This window comes from Pedobacter sp. UBA5917 (assembly GCF_002432345.1).
Taxonomy (GTDB): Bacteria; Bacteroidota; Bacteroidia; order Sphingobacteriales; family Sphingobacteriaceae; genus Pedobacter.
The window spans coordinates 1-17,652 of sequence record NZ_DJDT01000274.1 but is presented as its reverse complement, the minus strand read 5'-3'; the positions used below and the strand labels follow the sequence as shown (position 1 = coordinate 17,652).

General features: G+C 40.6%; 16 protein-coding genes. 13 read left to right on the top strand and 3 right to left on the bottom strand.

What is annotated here, in order from left to right:
• The first annotated feature begins 125 nt into the window (after window positions 1–125).
• Together B2V92_RS18510 and B2V92_RS18505 are read left to right on the top strand one after the other, a co-directional pair.
• The gene (locus B2V92_RS18510) at window positions 126–1,094 is read left to right on the top strand and encodes a phosphatidylinositol-specific phospholipase C (protein WP_293310958.1); all 969 of its coding nucleotides are present in this window, start codon (window positions 126–128) and stop codon (window positions 1,092–1,094) included.
• Window positions 1,095–1,253: 159 nt separating this feature from the next.
• Complete coding sequence (locus tag B2V92_RS18505; RefSeq protein WP_293310956.1) at window positions 1,254–1,904, top strand: HD domain-containing protein; 651 nt, start codon at window positions 1,254–1,256, stop codon at window positions 1,902–1,904.
• Between the two features lie 283 nt (window positions 1,905–2,187).
• On the opposite strand, the gene B2V92_RS18500 is transcribed toward B2V92_RS18505, so the two are convergent.
• The 3 genes from B2V92_RS18500 to B2V92_RS18490 all read right to left on the bottom strand — a co-directional run bounded on the left by B2V92_RS18500 (window position 2,188) and on the right by B2V92_RS18490 (window position 4,094).
• Window positions 2,188–3,051, bottom strand: coding sequence for a helix-turn-helix domain-containing protein (locus tag B2V92_RS18500; protein ID WP_293310954.1), 864 nt, complete (start codon window positions 3,049–3,051; stop codon window positions 2,188–2,190).
• 3 nt (window positions 3,052–3,054) lie between these two features.
• Window positions 3,055–3,393 carry a gamma-glutamylcyclotransferase family protein gene (locus tag B2V92_RS18495; protein ID WP_293310952.1) on the bottom strand — a complete coding sequence of 113 codons (339 nt, stop codon included), beginning with the start codon at window positions 3,391–3,393 and terminating at the stop codon, window positions 3,055–3,057.
• A gap of 71 nt (window positions 3,394–3,464) precedes the next feature.
• The gene (locus B2V92_RS18490) at window positions 3,465–4,094 is read right to left on the bottom strand and encodes a Crp/Fnr family transcriptional regulator (protein ID WP_293310950.1); all 630 of its coding nucleotides are present in this window, start codon (window positions 4,092–4,094) and stop codon (window positions 3,465–3,467) included.
• Between the two features lie 366 nt (window positions 4,095–4,460).
• Here B2V92_RS18490 and B2V92_RS18485 point away from each other — a divergent pair, with 366 nt between their 5' ends.
• The 11 genes from B2V92_RS18485 (at window position 4,461) to B2V92_RS18435 (ending at window position 17,265) form a co-directional block, all read left to right on the top strand.
• Window positions 4,461–5,066: an N-acetyltransferase gene (locus tag B2V92_RS18485; protein WP_293310948.1), complete on the top strand. Its 606-nt coding sequence runs from the start codon at window positions 4,461–4,463 to the stop codon at window positions 5,064–5,066.
• Window positions 5,067–5,084: 18 nt separating this feature from the next.
• Complete coding sequence (locus tag B2V92_RS18480; RefSeq protein WP_293310946.1) at window positions 5,085–6,185, top strand: M20/M25/M40 family metallo-hydrolase; 1,101 nt, start codon at window positions 5,085–5,087, stop codon at window positions 6,183–6,185.
• 653 nt (window positions 6,186–6,838) lie between these two features.
• On the top strand, window positions 6,839–6,916 hold the full coding sequence (locus B2V92_RS18475; protein WP_082035969.1) for a potassium-transporting ATPase subunit F: 78 nt from the start codon (window positions 6,839–6,841) through the stop codon (window positions 6,914–6,916).
• A 39-nt stretch (window positions 6,917–6,955) separates the two neighbouring features.
• On the top strand, window positions 6,956–8,668 hold the full coding sequence (kdpA, locus tag B2V92_RS18470) for a potassium-transporting ATPase subunit KdpA (RefSeq protein ID WP_293310944.1): 1,713 nt from the start codon (window positions 6,956–6,958) through the stop codon (window positions 8,666–8,668).
• A gap of 94 nt (window positions 8,669–8,762) precedes the next feature.
• Window positions 8,763–10,790 (top strand): potassium-transporting ATPase subunit KdpB, encoded by a 2,028-nt coding sequence (kdpB, locus tag B2V92_RS18465; protein ID WP_293310978.1) that lies wholly within the window; start codon window positions 8,763–8,765, stop codon window positions 10,788–10,790.
• A gap of 131 nt (window positions 10,791–10,921) precedes the next feature.
• Window positions 10,922–11,482, top strand: coding sequence for a K(+)-transporting ATPase subunit C (locus tag B2V92_RS18460; RefSeq protein ID WP_293310942.1), 561 nt, complete (start codon window positions 10,922–10,924; stop codon window positions 11,480–11,482).
• Window positions 11,483–11,715: 233 nt separating this feature from the next.
• Window positions 11,716–12,786 (top strand): porin, encoded by a 1,071-nt coding sequence (locus B2V92_RS18455; RefSeq protein WP_293310940.1) that lies wholly within the window; start codon window positions 11,716–11,718, stop codon window positions 12,784–12,786.
• A 381-nt stretch (window positions 12,787–13,167) separates the two neighbouring features.
• Window positions 13,168–14,295, top strand: a complete 1,128-nt coding sequence (locus B2V92_RS18450; RefSeq protein WP_293310938.1) for a sensor protein KdpD — start codon at window positions 13,168–13,170, stop codon at window positions 14,293–14,295.
• A gap of 468 nt (window positions 14,296–14,763) precedes the next feature.
• Window positions 14,764–15,276 carry a sigma-70 family RNA polymerase sigma factor gene (locus B2V92_RS18445; RefSeq protein WP_293310936.1) on the top strand — a complete coding sequence of 171 codons (513 nt, stop codon included), beginning with the start codon at window positions 14,764–14,766 and terminating at the stop codon, window positions 15,274–15,276.
• Window positions 15,277–15,388: 112 nt separating this feature from the next.
• Complete coding sequence (locus tag B2V92_RS18440; RefSeq protein WP_293310934.1) at window positions 15,389–16,039, top strand: hypothetical protein; 651 nt, start codon at window positions 15,389–15,391, stop codon at window positions 16,037–16,039.
• Between the two features lie 14 nt (window positions 16,040–16,053).
• Window positions 16,054–17,265, top strand: a complete 1,212-nt coding sequence (locus tag B2V92_RS18435; RefSeq protein ID WP_293310932.1) for a DUF4374 domain-containing protein — start codon at window positions 16,054–16,056, stop codon at window positions 17,263–17,265.
• Window positions 17,266–17,652: the final 387 nt, after the last annotated feature.

Below are 17,652 nucleotides of genomic sequence, written 5' to 3'. Positions count from 1 at the left end.
AAAGTATTCAGCTAGTGAAAAATTAAGTAATCATTATTATATGGTTAAGTATAACGATTTAGTAAATCCTTTTACTAATTTTAAGATACTGAACCAAATAGATCATCAATCTTCCTCAAAAAACTATGAAAAAATTACAACTGCCACTTTTTGTGGCCCTGGTACTCACTTTTAGTGCCTGTAAAAAAGAAGAACAAAAAACTGAAACACTTTCGGGCCCGAAATTAAAAGAAAACGTAAATCCCAATGCAGCACTGGTAAGCTTTTCGCTTAATAACTGGATGGGCGTACTGGCCGATCAGAACAGCATTGCTACACTCTCTATCCCTGGTACACACGATTCGGGCGCTACGATCGAACCCGTTTCAGGTACGGCCAAATGCCAGAACCTGAGCATTGCCGATCAGTTAAATGCGGGTGTACGTTACCTCGATATCCGTTGCAGGCACATTGATAACGCTTTTGCTATCCATCATGGTGCCATTTACCAGAACCTTAATTTTAACGATGTGCTAAATGCCTGTATCAACTTTTTAAACAGTCACCCAACCGAAGCCATTATCATGAGTGTTAAAGAAGAGCATACCCCATCAAATAATAACCGTTCGTTCGAACAAACTTTTGATTCGTATGTACAGCAAAATCCGGGCAAGTGGGATTTGGGTAACAATATTCCTACGCTGGGCAGTATCCGCGGAAAAATCAGACTGTTGAGAAGGTTCGGGGCCTCTTCTCCAAAAGGGATTGATGCTACTGCCTGGGCTGATAATACTACATTCGATATCAACAATTCGGCAGCCAGTTTAAAAATCCAGGATTTTTACAACGTTAATGACGTAAATACCAAATGGACAAGGATTGAAACCCTGTTTAACGAAGCAAAAAACGATACTTCGAACAAACTTTACCTTAACTATGCCAGTGGCTACAAACCGGGTATATTCAGTATCCCAAGCATTACAACTGTTTCGAACTTTATCAACCCAAAAATTACTACCTATTTTACCAACAATACCCATGGCAAATATGGGATTATCCCACTTGATTTTGTTGATTCGGGCAGGAGCCAGTTAATTGTAAATACAAATTTTTAATCTAAAACCGTTTTGATTTATCGGTTCAGTACGGCGCATCCAAATGGGTGCGCCGTTTTATTTTTATAAGCCATTGCACAAATTAACATGCACTTATCGGTTTTTAACAATAACAGGTTTCTTTAAGGATCTACCTTTGACATATAAAATTTTAAAGATATGTCAGTTATTAAACCAAAATCAGTTGCAGGGATTTCTATTCCCGATAGTGCCATTGCCAACCAGGCAACCGAACTTTTATTGGAACATGGAACCGAATTTATTTACAACCATTCTTTGCGCGTTTTTCTTTTCTCTTCCTTAAATGGAAAAAGAAATAACCTGAAATACGATGCGGAACTGCTGTATGTAAGTTCGGTATTCCACGATCTGGGTTTGACCAAAAAATACAGCAGTGCCGATCTGCGTTTCGAGGTAGATGGTGCAAATGCGGCAAGGGATTTCTTAAAAAGCCATGGTTTACCCCCGGCATCGCTGCAATTGGTTTGGGATACCATTGCCCTGCACACCACCATTGGTATTGCCGAACATAAAGAAGCCGAGGTGGCTTTAATGTATAGCGGAGTTGGTTTGGATGTAATGGGCGAGGGCTACGAAAATCTTTCCGAATCCAATCGTTTAGAAATTATTGAAGCTTTTCCGCGTAATGATTTTAAGAAAAATATTATCCCCACATTTTTTAGTGGTTTCGAACATAAAACAGAAACCACTTTTGGCAACATCAAAGCCGATGTTTGTGCTTATATGATCCCGAATTTTCACCGCAAAAACTTTTGCGATTGCATTTTGCATTCGCCTTGGAGTGAATAGATTGACCGTTATCTCGACTGAAGTGTAGTGGAATGGAGCGATCTAATTTTGCATGATAGACCCTGAAACAAGTTCAGGGTGACGAATCGCTAGAAAGACAGTCATCTCTGCAAAAGTTTCGAATAAAGCGACCGTCATCTCGACTTCGTTGCACTTCACTACCATAAGACTTAAATAAAAAGAGTCGTCATTGCGAGGCACGAAGCAATCTTAATGCGCACGCGAGGTAGCGATCGTTGTAAGATTGCTTCGTCGGTTGAAAAAGCCTTCTCGCAATGACGACTTATGAGAGTCCCATGCCAACAAAATGCATCCGGTAATCCTGCGGAGAAATAGCCATGTTCTTTTTAAAAAAGTGGCTAAATTGGTCTGGAGAACTAAAATTAAGCTGATAGGCAATTTCTTTTACCGGTTTTGACGAAAACTGAAGTGCGCGTTTAGCTTCAGCAATCAATTGTCCGTTAATAAGGTCTTTTGCACCTTTACCACTGCATTTCTTAGAAAGCTCGGTCAGTTTTCTGGCAGATATGCCCATTAAATCAGCATAATTGCCCACTTCGTGCGAAGTTTGGTAATGTTTACTGATCAGTTCGATAAAATTCCGGTAAAGTTTGTTTTCATGACTGTCCATTCCGGCAGTTAACGCCGCGTTTACATTGGCAATTTTAATCATAATGATTTTTAAATAAGCTGCCAAAGCATCTAATTTATTCACATAATCTGCAGAAGAAAATTCATCGTACAAGCTGCCAAACAGGGAATTTAAGTGGATGTGATCATTTTTATTAAGGAATAGTTGCTGATTGTTAGCAGCGTTGTTAAATAGTACTGCCTTACAGTTATTGGCACTCGAAGGGCTTCTTTCCCAAAAACAATCTCCGAAACTCAGTTCAAAACCTGAAAACCGGGTGTTTTTATTAAAATTAATGATCTGTCCTTTGGCCATGAGAAAAATTTCCTGACCGGATAATTGAAAATGTTGGTCATCAATCTGGATTTCTCCCGATCCCTGTGAAAGGAGTAAAATGCGATGGTAAGTTAAACGGTATGCAGCCTGATCCGGAAAGAAATGATCTTCAAAACGGTTAATCGAGAAAGAATCATTTAACTCCTTTTCGAGATTTACATGCAAAACCCTATTCATCATAATTTATTCTGCATTAATATATACCCATGCATTTTCGCCTGATTGCAGTTTAACCGAAATGCGTTTGTAATCATCCACCTCGTATTCGTCGGCCTGTTTTAATTCATCAGCTGTGATCTTAAAAACTGTACCTTCAATCGCGTCATTTGCATCGCCTGTAAAACTGATAATCGGATGTTGGTTAACACCACTCGAGGCCAGCACCTTTTCATCGGTAATTTCTACCCACGAAAGTTTATAGCCTGCCAATATGGTTTGGTGGCCCGCTAATAACCTTCCAAAAGTATCCTGCTGTACATTTTCCTGTTGTAACGTTCCGTACGAAAATAGGTTCTCGGTCATAGTTGGATCTGCTTTTTGATGTATATCCAAAGATAAATAATCAAATTTACTTATGCCTAAACTGTTCGCGTTTAAACAGCAATATCGTGCTCAATGGCTTTGTGCAGTTCTTTACTTCTGAGTCTGCTCAGTGTTTCTAAACGCATACCCAAATAACTGGCCAGGTAACGGAGCGGTATTTTGTTCAGGTCTATTTTTTTGCTTTCTGCCATTTTCTGGTATCTGCGTAAGGCATTGGGGATCCTGGCCAATATCGATCGTTCCGAAGCTGCATAATAATGTAAAGCCAAAAGTTTTCGGCCCACAATATTGGCTTCCTCATAATTGGCATAAGCATATTCGATCAAAGTATACGGAATGCGGATCAGTTCACAATCTTCAAGTGCCTGCAGATATTCTACCGAATGGTTCGAGCGCTGATCCGGATGCCGGATAGCTCCAACTATATTGTTCCCAAAACAGAACCAGGTGGTAATATCCTTATCGCTATCTTTTATAAAACCCCGTACAATACCGCTTACCACAAAGTATAATGCTGCATTCTGATCGATAGGGGAAACAATGTGTTTATTCTTCTTTACTGTAACAGGAGTGCACTGTATTTCGTATTGTGCAACCAAAGCACTGGAAATTTTATGGTATTGTTCCATGTACTGGATAAGAGGCCTTACAAAGGATTTGTTGTTGGGATTGAGCATCATATCGTTACGGTTTAGGTTAAAAAAGGACTATTCGGGATATGCACCAAAACTTTAGTGTTAATGACTTTAAGTTAAGTTATAATTATCAATTACGGTATTGTGTTGGCACTTATTTTAAAGATTATTCCTGTTTGGTTTAAAATACATACGCTGAATAAAAGGATAAGGTTTTCCCAATTGGTGAAAAAAATCAAATTGATGTGCCAAAATGGAATTAAGTCTTTCATTTTGGAAGGGTTTTGATGAAAAGTGGATTGGCATGGAAAAAAATAGTATTCAATAATTGGATTTAAACCATGATTTAAGTATTGGCTGCGATTTGGGGCACCTGTTTTGTAATAGGCGCAGCATGAAATTTTAATCATCATGGATAACCCTATCATTTTTGTGCGCACCGCCAATCAGAACGATGCGCCCTATGCAGAAGAAATCATCACAGAAACAGAACAATCGGCCATTGCACGCGGCTCGGGGATAGCGAAAAGAACGGCTGGATCCGTAATCGAAAAAATGCGTGCCGGTAAAGCGGTTATTGCCTTAACCGATACCGGAGAGTGGGTAGGTTTTGCCTATATCGAAACCTGGGAAGAAGGCCGTTTTGTTTCCAACTCGGGATTAATTGTTGCTCCAAAATTCAGAAACTCAGGTGTAGCCAGATCAATCAAAGATCGGATTTTTAAAATGTCGAGAAGGTTGTACCCCGATTCAAAAATCTTTAGCATTACCTCGGGCCCGGCCATTATGAGGATGAATTCCAAACTTGGTTTTCTTCCGGTAAGTTTTGCCGAAATCACGCACGACGAACATTTCTGGGAAGGCTGTAAAAGTTGCGTAAACTATGATATTCTGGAACGTAAGAAAAAATGCAACTGCCTTTGTACTGCCATGCTTTTCGATCCTGAATATTTTATAGATGCACAGCCGGTAGTGTATCAACAAACAGAAATCTACCAGGAAATTGCCCACTCTTAATCACTTAAGCACATCATTATGAATACCATTAGTAAAATACACCTCACTGAGGGTAATGATCTTAACCATTTATATCAGGAATCTGTCGAACTTCTTTCTACATTGATTACCATTCCTTCGCTTAGCGGAGAGGAAACAAGCACAGCCGATCACATCGAATCTTTTTTAAATCAACACGGTGTTAACACCTTAAGGAAACACAACAATGTGTGGTGTTACAATAAATACATGGAGGCATCAAAACCAACCATTCTTTTAAATTCTCATCACGATACGGTAAAACCTAACGGCCAATATACCCGTGATCCTTTTAGTCCAACCATTGAAAATGAAAAATTGTACGGTCTGGGCAGCAACGATGCCGGCGGACCACTTGTAACTTTAATCGCTACATTTCTTTATTTCTTTGAGCGGAAAGACCTGCCTTTTAACCTTTGTTTGGCCACAACTGCCGAAGAAGAAACCTCAGGCGAGCTGGGTATCCGCGATATTTTGAGCGACATTAAGGAAATTGCCTTTGCCATTGTTGGCGAGCCAACCTGCATGCAGATGGCCATTGCCGAAAAAGGTTCGATGGTGATCGATTGTGTTGCCAAAGGCCGATCAGGCCATGCCGCAAGGGAGGAAGGCGATAATGCCATTTACCATGCTCTAAAAGATATAGAATGGTTTAAAAGCTACCTGTTTCCGATTATGGATGGCGAGCCACAGCCTGTAAAAATGACGGTGACAGAAATTAAAGCCGGTATTCAGCATAATATTGTACCCGGCGAATGCAGTTTTACAGTTGATATCCGTTTTGATCATAACTATACCGAAAAGGAAATTGTAAATACGGTCATCAACCATACTTCATGCGATTTTACACTACGACCGAATGTACTAAAGCCATCTTACATCGATATTCTTCACCCTTTGGTGGTAGCAGGACTTTCGCTGGGAAGAAAAACCTATCTCTCACCAACCAGTTCAGATCAGGGCTGGCTGGATATGCCGTCGGTTAAGATGGGTCCGGGCAATTCTGCACGATCGCACACTGCCAATGAGTATATCGGTATTGAGGAGATTGAAGAAGGGATTGATATTTACATCAGTTTGTTGGAGTCTTTGTCATTCTGAACTTCCTCTAACGCTCGTTTCTAACGAGCGTTGAATAGGATATCGTTTGCAACGATAAAATCGTGCGACTATTTATGCAGTCATTTGGAAACGAGCGCAAGCATGAAAGACCCTGAAACAAGTTCAGGGTGACGACTTAATAAAATGAGCGTCATCTCGACTGGAGCAAAGCGGAATGGAGATCCTTCAACAAGCTCAGGATGACAACTCCTAGTTTTAGCGCCTTGCTAAGACTTATTTTTTGTTTGAACTTGCTTTTTTTGCCACGGAAAATCAGAAAACATCGAATTAGGTGTTAGGCCTTAGCGAAACACTTGAGGAGATATCTAATCTTGCATGAAAGACCCTGAAACAAGTTCAGGGTGACGCCCCTCTTAAAGCCTCCTTGCAATGACGGAACAATTTTCCCACAATGAAAAAAACCTTTCCAAAATGGAAGGGTTTTTTTATGCCTAAAATTTATTTAATAACTAATAAACTGCGTAATTTACTGGTAATCAGTTAATTGATTGATTTTTCCCTTTTGTTGGTACAGGATTGGTTAATGGCATACAAAATCATTAGAATCATGACAATACTACTTTTTTTAATCCTTGTACTGCTCTGCTGGGCTACTTACAAATCAATCGACTGGTTCGAAAAAATCTAACATTATGATCGCATTATTCATTATCGCCATCGCCGTATTTATCTATATGATTTACGTGCTGATCAAACCCGAAAAATTTTAACCCTTCCTCCTTTGTGGAGGGCAATTAACAAATCAAAAAATGAACACTGAATTAACAGGCATTATCGCCACCTTCCTGCTTACCCTGGTTATTGCAATACCATTGGGTAAATACCTGGCCAAGGTTTTTGCAGGGGAAAAAGTCTGGACAGACTTTTTAAAACCATTGGAAACTGGTATTTATAAGCTTTCCGGAATTAACGTAAAAGAACAGATGAACTGGAAGCAGCAGATGAAAGCCCTGCTTACCATTAATATATTGTGGTTGTTCTATGGCTTTTTTGTACTCATCTATCAGGATAAACTTCCATTCAATCCGGACGGAAATCCTGGGATGACACCCGATCTGGCCTTCAACACCATTATCAGTTTCGTAGCCAACTGTAACCTGCAGCATTATTCGGGCGAAAGTGGCGTAAGTTACCTCACCCAGCAGTTTGTACTGATGTTTCTGCAGTTTGTAAGTGCGGCAACAGGTATAGCTGCGGCAGTGGTGTTTTTTAAAGCTTTTAGAGATAAAACAACTACGCAACTGGGCAATTTCTGGGAGTTCTTTGTAAAATCGATTACCCGTTTATTGTTGCCATTATCGGTTATTGTAGCCCTGATTTTAACTTTTAACGGTACGCCTGCAAGTTACGAGGGTAAAGACAAGTTTATTTCCTTACAGGGCGATACCGTAAATGTTTCGAGAGGTCCGGCAGCGCAGATGATCGCCATTAAACACTTAGGTACAAATGGTGGAGGTTATTTTGGAGCCAATTCGGCACATCCGTTGGAAAACCCAAGTTACTTAACCAACATGACTGAAATTATTGCACAAACCATTATCCCATTGGCTATGGTTATTGCTTTCGGTTTCTTTATCCGCAGGAAAAAATTGGCCTGGACCATTTTCGGCGTAATGACAATCGGTTTCTTTATGCTGCTTTTACCATCATTAAGCTCAGAGTTAGGTGGTAACCTGGCTTTGGCAAAAATGGGTATCTCACAAGCTACAGGAGCAATGGAAGGTAAGGAAATGCGGATCGGCCCTGCAGCTACCGCATACTGGAGTACCTTAACCACTGTAATTTCTACCGGATCGGTAAACGGAATGCATGATAGTACGATGCCTTTAACCGGTTTATGGCAGTTGCTGGCCATGATGATCAACTCATTTTATGGCGGTTGTGGTGTAGGTTTATTAAACTACTTCATTTACCTGATTGTTGCCGTATTTATTTCGGGCCTGATGGTGGGCAGAACGCCAGAATTTCTTGGTCATAAAGTAGAAGCAAGAGAGATTAAAATCGCCGCTATTATTACTTTGTTAAGCCCGTTTTTAATCCTTGCCGGAACAGCCATTGCCAGTTACATTTTTACCAGTCATGGCAATGCCGCCTGGGCTGTTCAACCTAAAAACTGGCTCAATAACCCTGGTTTCCATGGATTTTCAGAAATGCTTTATGAGGTTACTTCATCCAATGCCAACAATGGTTCAGGTTTTGAAGGGCTGGGCGATAACAATATCTTCTGGAATTTATCAACCGGTATTGTGATTTTCCTTGGCCGTTTCCTACCGATTATCGGTCCGGTGGCGATTGCAGGTTTATTAGGTGCCAAAAAATTCATTCCCGAATCAGCTGGTACACTTAAAACAGATACCAAAACCTTTGCCCTGATGACTTTTGCGGTAATACTGGTATTGAACGCACTATCTTATTTCCCTGCACTGGCTTTAGGCCCATTGGCAGAATACTTTACACATTAGGATGGAAAAGGTAAGATGGATGATGGGAAATGGGTACTTAACTACTCCTACATCATCCATTATACATCTTCCATCATACATTAAAACAAAAAACATGAAACCCAATAATAAATTGTTCGAACCTGCCTTAGTGCAGACCGCACTAAAACAATCTTTCATTAAGCTCGATCCAAGGGCGATGGTCCGCAATCCGGTAATGTTTACCGTAGAGATCGGAACCCTGGTGATGGCTTACGTTACAATATACTCTTTCAGCCACAGCGGACAGGGATCGCCTTTATATAACTTCTTTATCTTTTTGGTACTGTTGCTAACTGTGCTGTTTGCAAACTTTGCCGAGGCTATTGCCGAAGCAAGAGGTAAAGCACAGGCCGATAGTTTACGTAAAACAAGAGAAGAAACACCAGCCAAAGTAATTCTGGCAAACGGTACCATCGAAATCCGTTCTTCAAACCAGTTAAAAAAAGGTGATGTATTTATCTGCGAAACCGGAGATACGATCCCTACCGATGGAGAAATTATCGAAGGGATTGCCACTATCGACGAATCGGCCATCACCGGCGAATCGGCTCCGGTAATCCGCGAATCGGGTGGTGATAAATCATCGGTAACCGGTGGAACAAAAGTTTTATCTGATGAAATTAAAGTTCAGGTAAGCACTGCCCCCGGCGAAAGCTTTTTAGATAAAATGATTGCATTGGTTGAAGGTGCATCACGTCAAAAAACACCAAACGAAATTGCCTTAACCATTTTATTGGCAAGTTTTACCCTGGTATTTATCATTGTATGCGTAACCTTAAAACCCTTTGCCGATTATGCCAATACACCGATTACCATTGCTGCATTAATCTCACTTTTTGTGTGTTTAATTCCAACTACCATCGGCGGACTTCTATCTGCCATTGGTATCGCCGGAATGGATAGGGCATTAAGGGCCAATGTAATTACCAAATCGGGTAAAGCGGTAGAAACTGCCGGAGATATTGATGTGCTGCTTTTGGATAAAACCGGAACCATCACCATTGGTAACCGTAAAGCCACCAATTTTTATCCAACTGCGGGTGTAAACATTAAAGCTTTTACCGATGCCTGCGTATTAAGCTCTTTAGCCGATGAAACCCCGGAAGGAAAATCGATTATCGAACTGGCCGCCGAGCAGGGTGTTAAATCAGCCGGAACACCACAGGGATCTACCTTTATCAAGTTTACTGCCGAAACCCGTTCGAGTGGATTGGATACTGCCGATGAAAGAAGGATCAGAAAAGGCGCTTTCGATTCGATCAGGAATATCGTACAGAAAGCCGGAAATAATTTCCCTTCGGATATCGAAAACCATGTAAAAACCATTGCCACCAATGGCGGAACACCTTTAGTGGTTTCTGAAAACGAAAAAGCACTTGGCGTAATCGAATTGCAGGATATTATTAAACCAGGCATTAGCGAACGTTTCGAACGCTTGCGCAAAATGGGTGTAAAAACGGTAATGGTTACTGGTGATAATCCTTTAACGGCTAAATATATCGCTGAAAAAGCTGGTGTTGATGATTTTATTGCAGAGGCTAAACCAGAAGATAAAATGAACTACATCAAAGATGAGCAGGCACTTGGTAAACTGGTAGCGATGATGGGTGATGGTACCAATGATGCCCCTGCTTTGGCACAAGCCGATGTAGGTGTGGCCATGAACAGCGGAACACAGGCTGCAAAAGAAGCCGGTAACATGGTGGATTTAGATAACGACCCTACCAAACTGATTGAGATTGTAGAAATCGGTAAACAATTGCTGATTACCCGTGGTACACTAACCACTTTCTCTATCGCGAACGACGTGGCTAAGTATTTCGCCATTGTGCCTGCATTGTTTATTGCATCAATACCAGCTTTGCAAAGCCTGAACATTATGGGCCTTCACTCGCCAGAATCGGCAATTATGTCGGCGGTGATTTTTAACGCGATAATTATCCCGATCCTGATTCCACTGGCTTTAAAAGGTGTGGCCTACAAACCTATCGGTGCAACCGCTTTATTACGCCGTAACCTGTTTATATACGGTATCGGTGGTGTGGTAGCCCCATTTATAGGTATTAAAATAATCGATTTACTGGTTGGCTTATTTGTATAAAACAATCTGTCATGCTGAGCGCAGCGAAGCATCTGCAGGCGATGATGAAGTTGCTTAAAAGCAGTAGTGCCTGATTAAAGATCCTTCGACAAGCTCAGGATGACAACAAAGAAAATTTAAAATTTACAAAGATGAAAAAGTACATCATTCAATCTATCCGCTTAACACTTGTATTATTGGTGTTGTTATGCGTAGTATATCCTATTACTGTGGCCTTTATCGGTAAAATGTCTAAAGGAAATGGTGGAGGCGAAAAAATCACCAAAAATGGTAAAACTGTTGGTTATGCCTTATTAGGACAATCGTTTACCAAACCGCAATATTTCTGGGGAAGACCATCAGCCGTAGCCTACAATGCAGCAGGTTCGGCAGGCTCAAACAAAGGCCCGTCAAACCCCGATTATTTAAAAGAAGTTCAAACCCGTATCGATACTTTATTAAAATACAATCCGGGCCTAAAAAAATCAGATATCCCGGCCGATATGGTTACTGCATCAGGAAGTGGACTAGATCCAAATATTTCAGAGCAGGGTGCTGCCATTCAAATCCAAAGAGTTGCTGCGGCCCGTAAAATCGATGTAAAAAAAGTAAAAGAACTGGTTGCCATGAATACCCTTAAACCTTTCATGGGTGTTTTCGGCCCCTCATCAGTAAATGTACTGAAATTGAACCTTGCCCTTGATGAGCTTTAATTGAAGATTTTTCTCCCAAAGTCGTCATTGCGAAACCAATTTTTCATTGGTTGAAGCAATCTTTATTGAAAGCTTATGATAGCAAAAAAGATTGCTTCGTCATTCTTCCTCGCAATGACGACCGCTGGGGAGCATTAACAAAAAACAATACCCCCAAAAACAATAACAATGCATTTGGCCCAAAACATAAAAAAGGGCCTTATGCTTTGCCCAATACAAAACAATCAGATAAAATGAAAAAACTATTATTACTTGCCGCTGCACTTACCACAACCATCATCACTAAAGCACAGGATGAACCCAAAATTAAAGTAAGCGGGTATCTTGAAGCCTATTATGGATACGATTTTAATAAGCCTGCCGACCATAACCGCCCTGGATTTATTTATTCGCATAACCGCGCAAACGAGGTGAACCTGAACCTTGGTTTTATCAAGGCTGCTTACGATAGCGGAACAATCAGGGCCAACCTAGCGGTAATGGCAGGAACTTATGCCAATGCCAATCTCGCTGCCGAACCAAGTGTATTGAAAAATATATTTGAGGCCAATGCAGGTGTTAAATTATCCAAAACAGAAAATTTGTGGATTGATGCCGGTATATTTTCATCACACATTGGTTTCGAAAGTGCCATTTCTAAAGATTGCTGGGTACTTACCCGGAATATCTCTTCGGAGAATACCCCTTATTACGAATCGGGAGCGAAAATTACTTATGGCACTAAAGATGGCAAATTTACGGCTACCGCATTGTATCTTAACGGATGGCAGCGTATTACCCGTCAGAACGGAAACGATAAACCTGCCGGCGGACTACAGTTAACCTGGAAACCGACCGATAAAATCACTGTAAACTATAGCAATTATCTGGGTACCGAAGGTGCTGATTCGGTTAGGGTAAACAGGTTTTACCATAACGTATATGGAATTTTCCAGCTTACCGATAAGTTTGGCGTAACACTTGGGTTTGATTACGGAACCCAGCAAAAACAAAAAGGCAGCAGCGATAAAAACGAAGTGATTTCTCCGGTAGCCATTGCCCAATACAAATTTGCCCCAAAATGGGCTGTTGCAGGCAGGTTCGAATATTATGAAGATAAAAACGGAATTTTTATTGCCACCGGAACACCGCAGGGTTTCAAAACAAAAGGTTATTCGTTAAACCTCGATTATTCGCCGATAAACAATGCGGTAATCAGGCTGGAAGGAAAAGCTTATGATAGTAAAGACAAAATATTTGCCCGCGAAGGCGCTGCGGTTAACGCCAATGCAAGCCTTACGGCAAGTATAGCGGTATCGTTTTAAGTAAGCGCGAACGGACACCCTTTAACAATTTGTCATCCTGAGCCTGTTGAAGGATTAGCCAAAACTTATGATTGGCGTTTCGACAGGCTCAACGTGACAGATTCGATCGAATTTAATCTTGAAAAAAATGCATCCATACATAGAAATCTTATTCAGCCTTTTTTTAGCATTCCTCGGCATGTTAATGATGAGAAAATTAAGCTCTTTAAAAAGAAAGCGAACAGTGGCCAACCGAAAAAGTTATGCCACAGAAAAATACTTTAAACTGCTTTTTAACAAGATTTCCTTTAGATTTATGATGGTATTATTCACATTGGTGATGATAATTGCAGTTACGATACTGATAGAAAACGGAATAATGAGCGTTAGCTGGTAAATACCATGGATGAGCAAAAAGAAGAATCGGTAAAACACTTTTTGGATCTGGTGAAAAAATCCAGACGTGGCAAACTGAAAATCTACATCGGTATGAGCGCAGGCGTGGGCAAAACTTACCGCATGCTGCAAGAGTCCCATGCACTATTGCGTAATGGCGTAGATATTTGCATTGGCTATGTAGAAACCCATAACCGGGCCGAAACCCATGCCTTGCTTGAAGGACTTCCCATTGTAGAACGCAGAAAGATCTTTTATCGTGGTAAGGAAATAGAAGAGATGGATCTCAAAGCGATCCTGAACCGCCATCCCGAAATTGTAATTGTTGATGAACTTGCCCATACCAATGCCGAAGGCAGCAAAAACAGCAAGCGCTGGCAGGATGTTTTCGATCTGCTCGAAGCGGGCATCAGCGTAATTTCTGCCGTAAATATCCAGCACTTAGAAAGTATAAACGAAGAAATTGAACAGATTACCGGCATTGCAGTTACCGAACGGATCCCGGATAAAATACTCGAACTTGCCGATGAAATTGTAAACATCGATCTTACCGCCGATGAACTGGTTACGCGCTTAAAAGAAGGAAAAATTTACGATAAATCGAAGATTGAAAGGGCGTTAGGTAACTTTTTTCAGTCAGATAAAATCCTCCAGCTGCGCGAATTGGCACTTAAAGAAGTGGTGCACCAGGTGGAACGGAAAATCCAGACCGAAATTCCCAAATCGATTAAACTCCGGCCCGAACGCTTTCTGGCCTGTATCTCTTCCAATGCAGAAACCGCGGGCGTGGTGATCCGCAAAACGGCAAGGCTGGCTTCTTATTACCGTTCGCCATGGATGGTGCTATACGTGCAGAGTGATAGTGAAAGTATGGAACGCATAAAACTCGATAAGCAGCGCCACCTCATCAACCATTTTAAGCTGGCTACCGAACTGGGTGCCGAAGTAATCAAAATAAAAAGTAACGCCATTACCAAAACTATTATTGATCTCGCTACCGAAAAGGAAATTACCACGATATGTATCGGCAAACCCCATCTTAATATTTTTCAGGTGATTTTGCGTACTGCCGTTTTTAATGGATTGTTGAAGAACCTGGCAATGAAGGATATTGATCTGGTGATACTTTCGTGAAAGGAGAAGTCGTTATCGTTTTGTTTCCCGCAGATGACGCAGAAAAGGCCGCAGATTTAAATAGATTGTATATAGCCATAAGGTTTATTTAGCCACCGAAACACAGATTTATAGTGAATATCTAACACCCAATATCTGTTTAATCTGCGTTTTTGATCTTTTTAAATCTGCGGGAAAAATAAAATACATATTGCCTTTTGGCCCGGTAAAAATCCGTGTTTTCCGTGAATCCGTTGCAAAATAACAAGATCGTCATGCCGTCCCGAAGCTTCGGGATTAGCATCTTTCTTGCTAGATGGACCCTAAAATAAATTCAGGGTGACGGTTAGAATCGAACTTAGCGTTAATATTCCTAAGATAGATGACGCTTTGTTATTTAACAAAAACCTCTTATTTTTAATTGATCTAAATAACTATATTTGCCGCCAAGTATCATATAATTAATTGGAAGCAATCAACAAACCTTTAATGACCGGGTTAATCAAGATCGATAAACAATCGTTCGAAATGGCCTATGAGCTTTATTGGGAAAAGGTATTTGCCGTTTGCTACAACAACATTAAAGAGGTTGAACCTGCCAAAGGCATGGTGCAGGAGATTTTCAAATCCCTTTGGGAACGCAGGGCTGAACTCGAAATCGAAAAAATAGAACATTATCTCATCCGCTCGGCCAAGTTTAAAACCTTCGAGTATATCCGGAACAAGGTAAACAGGCAAAAACACAACGAATTTCAGGTGATGGATTGCTCTGTATCCAGCAATTGTACCGAAGAACAGGTACTTTTTAACAATTTAAAAGAAAAAGTAAACCTTTTGGTTGATACTTTGCCCTGTCAGTGTAAAAGAGTTTATAAAATGAGTAGAGAACAGGGTATGAGCAATAAGGAAATAGCCAGTTTGCTGGTGATTTCGGAACGGGCGGTTGAGTACCACATCACTAAGGCAATGAGCAGGTTAAAAGTAGGTTTGGCTAATTATTGATTTTTTTATTGATCACACTTACGGTAAATCGGTGTTTAGGCTACTTCTATTTAAAAGCAATAATTTATTAAGTTTGCAGATAGCACATTTCTGTTAACGGCAATTTATCCGGATGAACATCAGTAACGAGATTTTAGAAAAATACCATTTAAATACCTGCACTGCCGAAGAACGCAGGATGGTAGAGGAATGGCTATTTAATACCGATGCAGATGATTTGGATATTACGGCTTTACCTGTAGATAAAAATAGTCTGAAACAGGAAATGTGGCAGGAAATTGAAACGGTGCTCCCGCAAGAGGTTAAACCTTTGCCAAAAAGAAGTAACGTTTATTTTATGTGGAAAGGTGCTATTGCCGCTTCTCTATTAATAGCCTTAGCGGGCACAATTGTTTATTTCGCATTTGCCCATAAACCAGCTCCTCAAACTGAATTTGTAGAACTGAATAATCCTTCCGCAATCCAGGTAAAACATATCGATGCTACCGGATACAATGTATCGCTCGGACCAAATACCATTGCCAAAATAAACAGTAGCGATGGGATGATCGACCTTACGGGAAGCATCCTCATTTCACCAAAAAAAGATATCGACCTCGTTTTCGAAGGAACGGATAAAAAAGTAACCCTGTTAAAAGGCCAAACTTATATTATCCTGAAAAATAAAACCGGTGTGAAAAGTATCATTGTGATCAGCGAACGGAACCTGATGGATCTGCCGCCGGTGATGCAGAAACAGCTTTCGGCCCAGTTTGATATTTAACGCCCACATTTACCATGAATATCAACCGCATTATTCAATTTTTCGTTCCTGTAATTTTTACCCTTTACTTGCTTGGCTGTAAAGAAAAAAACAGTTTGGGGGAGAATGGCAGATACAGTTTGTATATTTTGGCAAAGGATGGGAAAGAATACCTGTTAACCAGCAATACTTTGGATAGTGGCGAATTAAAGCCTGAAACATCGGGTGTATACCTTGATCCAAAGGATATGGACAGGGATGTTTTTGTGAAAGATGGGTTTTTCTATCACCTTAACCGTAAAAGCAACCGCTTTTCTAAATTTAAGCTCGAAAACGGAAAACTGGTTACTGCCGGTTTTTTAGATATCAAAGATTTTAGTATCGAAAATTTTAACTGGCTTGGCAAAGATAGTTTATTGCTTAGCGGCTTAAATCTTTCGGGTTATAACCATGCTAAATACACATTCGTGAATACTGTCAAAATGGAAGCGATTGCGCAGGGCGATATGGCCATTCCGGCACCATCAGGGAAGTTTACCACGCTTTCTATTGGTTTTGTAGAGAAAAAAGGTAATGCGTTATTGGTTGGTTATACCTATCATATTCCGCAGGGTGTATCCAGTTATTTAACCAGCGATACCTTATACGTTTCGGAGCTCAGTTATCCGCAGATGAAGCTAATAGCTACACAAAAAGATACACGTTCTACCTATCCGGGTGGAATCAACACCATTCAGTCTTATAATTTTAAAGACGCTAATGGCGATTATTACTTTCAATCCTGCCCGGGGATTGCTTTGGGTAACCATCCTGATCTGCCAACAGGAATATTTAAAATCAAGGCGGGTGATAAAAAAATAGACCCTGATTATTTCTTTAATATTTCGGCATCTAAAATCCAGAACCATGCTTATGGAATGTGGTATCTGGGAGGCAATAAAGCCATCATCCGTTCGGAAAGAAAAGACCTGTTTAAAGGTTTGGGCGATCATTACAGTACGGCACATTTTGAATTTTATGTGCTTGATCTTACTACGCAATCGATAACCAGGCTGAACCTTCCGTTGGATAAGGGAACGAGAAGGGAGTGTGTGATTGTGGAGGGCGATACGGCTTATATCTCGGTAAATTCTACCAAAGAAGGAAATTACATCTGGCTGTACAACATTAAAACCGGAGCACTTAAAAAAGGACTGCAATTGAGTGGAGATACCGATTTTATCATGCGGATAGACCGGTTGAATTAATTGCTTTTTTACCACAGCGCCCGCAAGACTAATTGGCTTTTTTTACCACAGAGAGTACAGAGATTAAAACACAGAGGGCACAGAGTTTTTCATACCGTTCTTCGACGTACTCCCAAAAGTGTTGTCATCTCGATCCGATAGCTATCGGATGGAAGAGAGGTCTTTCTCTAAATATATCTCTCGGTTGCGTTTACTCCGCTACTATTGATGTTATTTTATAACTATTTATTAATAAGAATGTTATGTGTTTGTGCATTTCCGCCCAACTAGGCCAAAGCACCATATCTCCGCTCTACTTTTAATCCTGCCTAACAAAGTTTTCAGTATGGACTGACCCAGCCAATCCACTAACTTTCAAAGAAAAGTTTTCAGCCGGCATTTTTTGTT